Annotated in this window: 3 protein-coding genes; all 3 read right to left on the minus strand. The window is 64.2% G+C overall.

Annotated features, from left to right (window positions below; genetic code table 11):
- Positions 1-213, minus strand: a 213-nt coding sequence (locus AC1D15_RS31740; RefSeq protein WP_477829182.1) for a pilus assembly protein PilP, incomplete at its 3' end; no start/stop codon positions are given.
- A 47-nt stretch (positions 214-260) separates the two neighbouring features.
- Positions 261-953, minus strand: coding sequence for a type IV pilus inner membrane component PilO (locus tag AC1D15_RS31745; RefSeq protein ID WP_477829183.1), 693 nt, complete (start codon positions 951-953; stop codon positions 261-263).
- A gap of 13 nt (positions 954-966) precedes the next feature.
- The coding region (locus AC1D15_RS31750; protein WP_477829184.1) for a PilN domain-containing protein at positions 967-1,498 on the minus strand (532 nt) is incomplete at its 5' end.

Below are 1,498 nucleotides of genomic sequence, written 5' to 3' on the forward strand. Positions count from 1 at the left end.
CGAATTCGGTTGCCGCGATTCCTGCTTGATGGCCACCGTCAGCTTCTGCGTGCTGAACGGCTCGACGCCCGCGCCGGCCAGGTAGGCCTGCGGATTGAATTTCTTCGGCGGCGACAGCGGCGTCACGTTCGGCTTCACCTCGCGGCGTTGCTGCTCGATCCACTGCTGCAACTCGTCCTGCGCATCGCCACAGGCGGTCAGGGTGAGCGCCATGATGGCGCTCGCGCAGGCAGCTGCCGGCCAACGCATTGTGGTTCCCGTCATTTCTTCGCTCCCGCAGCCTTCGCCGCAGCCTGGCGCTGCGCTGTGATCTCGTTCGGATCCAGATAGCGGTAGGTTCTGGCCGTCGCATCCATGCCCAGCAATCCGGAAGCGTCCTTGCCGCCGGCAGCCGCGATCTGCATGTTGTGCAGCGTGACGATGCGCGAGAGGTTCGCCACATCGGCCGCGAACGCGCCGATGTCGTGGTAGCGCCCCGTCACCCGGATCGAGATCGGCAGTTCGGCGTAGTACTCCTTCACGAGCACCTGGCCGGGACGGAACAGTTCGAACTGCAAGCCGCGGCCGAGGCCCGCCTGGTTGATGTCCGACAGCAGCGCGTCCATTTCGGCCTTGCCGGGCAGCTGCTTCTCGAGCTGGGTCACGTATTCCTCGACCTGCAGCTTCTGCTTGCGCAATTCTTCGAGGTTCACGGCCTGCGCCAGCTTGCCCCGGTAGTCCTGCTTCAGGTTGGGTTCCTTGTCGCGCTCGGCCTGCAACTGCTCGTCGACACCGGCGAGCAGCAGGAACCAGCCCACCACGACCACCATGACGGCCAGCACGAGCCAGGTGGCAAGCTTGGGGAGCATCGGCCATTGGCCGGGTTCATTGGGATTCAGTCCCCGGAATTGCGAGGCGGCAGCCCCGAAGACCGAGTTCAGATCGACGTTGACGGATTTCGCTTTCGTTGCCATGGCGTCTCGATGGTCAGGGCTTCTTCGCAGCGACGGCGGCGCTGGCCGCGGCACCCGGCACGACGGCCGAGGCTGCAGCTGCGGCCGCGTCGACATCCTGCGGGCGCTTGATGGTCACGCGCATCGAGAAGTCGAACAGGCGCTTTTGCTCGCGGCTGGCCGTCTGCACGGTGGCCGCCTTGATCTCGACCAACTCCGGCTTCGTCAGCCATTCGGAGTTGTTGCTCGTGTTCCTCAGCAACTCGGACACGCGCTCGTTGGTCTGCGCGATGCCGGTCAGCTGCAGCACCTGGCCTTCCTGCTTGATGCTGCTGAAATAGACGCCTTCGGGCGTCTGCTTGACGAGTTCGTTGAGCACGTGAACCGGYAGGTTGCGATCGATCTGCAGGTCTTCGACCGCTTTCTGCCGTGCCTTGAGCGCGTCGATCTCGGCACGCAAGGACGCGATGTCCTTGATCTGCGCCTCGAGCTTGCGGATCTCCGCCGACAGGAATTCGTTGCGGTGGATCTGGTTCTCCGTCATCTGCTGCAGCACCAGGTACCAC

It is taken from the genome of Rhizobacter sp. P2_H2 (assembly GCF_056403375.1).